Genomic DNA, 2,374 nt, shown 5'->3' on the forward strand with positions numbered 1-2,374 from the left:
CCCTCTCCCCGCCGGACGCGGGGGTCGCGTCCGGCGGGGAGAGGGTCATGCCGGGGCCTCCGTGGTGGTGCCGGCCGGGGCCGGGACGAGCAGGTCCGCGATGTCCAGGACGTGGTGGCCCGCCATCGCGGGGAGGCAGCTGCCGCGGGCCGGGCCGATCGCGGCCGCCCACTCCTCCGGGATCGCGGCGACGCCCCGGGTCGCGCCCGCCAGGGCGCCCGCCACCGCCGCGGTGGTGTCCGCGTCGCGGCCCATGTTGACGGCCGTCAGCACCGTCTGCGCGAAGTCCCCGTCCGCCGCCGCGTACGCGCCGAAGGCGAGGGCGACGGCCTCGGGGGCCAGGTCGGTCCAGGGGTAGCCGCCGATCACGACCGCGGAGCGGACCGCGCGTTCGCCCCGGTGGGCCGCGGTGACGGCGCGGCGCAGGGAGCGGGCGGTCCAGGAGTCCTCCGGCACCAGGGCCAGCGCGGTGGCCACGACGGTGACCACCGGCGCTCCGGCCATCGCCGCCGCCACGCCCGCCGCGACCGCCCGGCCCCCGTAGATGCCCTCGCCGTCGTGGCTGACCGAGCCGTCGACCGCCACCAGCCGGGCCGCCTCGGCGGGACGGCCGGCGGCGAACACGCCGTGCGGTGCCGCCCGCATCGCCAGCCCGTCGCTCCAGGCGTGGCGGTGCTGGGCGGAGACGGGGGCGGCCAGTCCCCGGCGGAGGTTCTCCAGGGTGCCGCGCTCGCTGAACCCGGCGCCGCGGAACCGTCCCTCGGCACGGTCCGCGATCCACTCGTGCCAGGCCGCCCCGACCTGCGCCGGGGTGAGGTCCGAGCCGTGCCGGGCCAGCAGCAGGCCGGACAGGATCGCGTACTCGGTGTCGTCCGTGCCCGCGGGGTGCTCCGCCACGTACCCCGTGATGCGGCCCCACCGGGCGCGGATCTCGGAGGGTTTCAGGTTCTCGGCCGGGGCGCCCAGTGCGTCGCCGACGGCCAGGCCGAGCAGCGCGCCGCGTGCCCGTGCGCGGAGCCCGGGGGAGTCCCCGGGCTCCGGGGGCGAGGGGATGCGGGCGGTCGATGCCATGCGCGGCTCCTCTCAGGGGCGCCCCGAGAGGCGCGAAGCCCTTTGCGGAACTGTCCCCGGTGCGGGGGCCGGAACAGCCTCACGGGCCCCGGTGTCACCCGGTCGGCACCCGCCCCGGCCCTCCCGCGGACGAGGGGCGGAATCGACGAAACCGCAGGTTAGCCCAGCCTTTCCTTGCTGGCGGGAGGGAATGCGGAGGCGTAGGTTGGGCGTTGTTCAAAAAGTAGAACCTGTCTAAATCGAGGTCTGCAGCAGCCGTCGGGGACGCCGGCTTCGCAGACGCTTTCGCGAACTCCCCGGGGGAACGGCATGGCCATCATCGACACCGAGGCGACGCTGCACGAGGCGCACCGCGACAACCACACGCACCGCGACGTCAACGGCGGCTGGCTGCGCCCGGCCGTGTTCGGCGCGATGGACGGCCTGGTCTCCAACCTCGCGCTGATGACCGGGGTGGCCGGCGGCTCGCTCGGGCAGCAGACCATCGTCATCACGGGCCTCGCGGGCCTGGCGGCCGGCGCCTTCTCCATGGCCGCCGGCGAGTACACCTCCGTCGCCTCCCAGCGCGAGCTCGTCGAGGCCGAACTGGACGTCGAGCGGCACCAGCTGCGCAAGCACCCCCAGGACGAGGAGGCCGAACTCGCCGCCCTCTACGAGGCCCGGGGCGTCGAGCCGGAACTCGCCGCCGAGGTGGCCCGGCAGCTGTCGCGCGACCCCGAGCAGGCGCTGGAGATCCACGCCCGGGAGGAACTGGGGATCGACCCCGGCGACCTCCCCTCGCCCACCGTGGCCGCGGCCTCCAGCTTCGGCGCCTTCGCGCTCGGCGCGCTGCTCCCCGTGCTGCCGTACCTGCTCGGCGCGAGCGCCCTGTGGCCCGCCGTGCTGGTGGCCCTGCTGGGACTCTTCCTGTGCGGCGCGCTGGTCGCCAAGGTGACCGCGCGGACCTGGTGGTACAGCGGTCTGCGGCAGCTCGCCCTCGGCGGCGCGGCGGCCGGTGTGACGTACGCCCTTGGCACGTGGTTCGGAACCGCCGTAGGGTGACCCGGCTCGGACGGCTCACCCCGGACGCGCGGGCACGGCTGCCCGCGACCGGGGCGGCCGGCCCGGAGTCCCCGCGCGGACGGCGGCCCGGACCCCCTCGCTCCGTTCGTGTGCGAGGAACCGCGCACATGGCCGTTACTCGTTGGTTTCGACCGTGTGAGCACGGGGCATGAGCCGAAAGCGCTGTGGGCAATGAGGCTCACGACGCAGTCGCGGGAACGGGTGAAGACACCCGGCCCCGCCCCGGACCGGCGGACACCGA

General features: G+C 75.9%; 2 protein-coding genes. One reads left to right on the top strand and one right to left on the bottom strand.

Annotated elements, in window-relative coordinates:
* Nucleotides 1–45: 45 nt before the first annotated feature.
* Nucleotides 46–1,071, bottom strand: a complete 1,026-nt coding sequence (locus AOK18_RS28775) for an ADP-ribosylglycohydrolase family protein (protein ID WP_055574995.1) — start codon at nucleotides 1,069–1,071, stop codon at nucleotides 46–48.
* A gap of 309 nt (nucleotides 1,072–1,380) precedes the next feature.
* Here AOK18_RS28775 and AOK18_RS28780 point away from each other — a divergent pair, with 309 nt between their 5' ends.
* Nucleotides 1,381–2,112 carry a VIT1/CCC1 transporter family protein gene (locus AOK18_RS28780; RefSeq protein ID WP_055574996.1) on the top strand — a complete coding sequence of 244 codons (732 nt, stop codon included), beginning with the start codon at nucleotides 1,381–1,383 and terminating at the stop codon, nucleotides 2,110–2,112.
* Nucleotides 2,113–2,374 lie beyond the last annotated feature (262 nt).

Source organism: Streptomyces prasinopilosus (assembly GCF_001419695.1).
GTDB classification, from domain to species: Bacteria; Actinomycetota; Actinomycetes; order Streptomycetales; family Streptomycetaceae; genus Streptomyces; species Streptomyces prasinopilosus.

Bases quoted from the DNA above. Each gene is read 5' to 3' on its own strand.
- AOK18_RS28780 (WP_055574996.1), top strand. From the start codon at position 1,381: ATGGCCATCATCGACACCGAGGCGACGCTGCACGAGGCGCACCGCGAC.
- AOK18_RS28775 (WP_055574995.1), bottom strand. From the start codon at position 1,071: ATGGCATCGACCGCCCGCATCCCCTCGCCCCCGGAGCCCGGGGACTCC.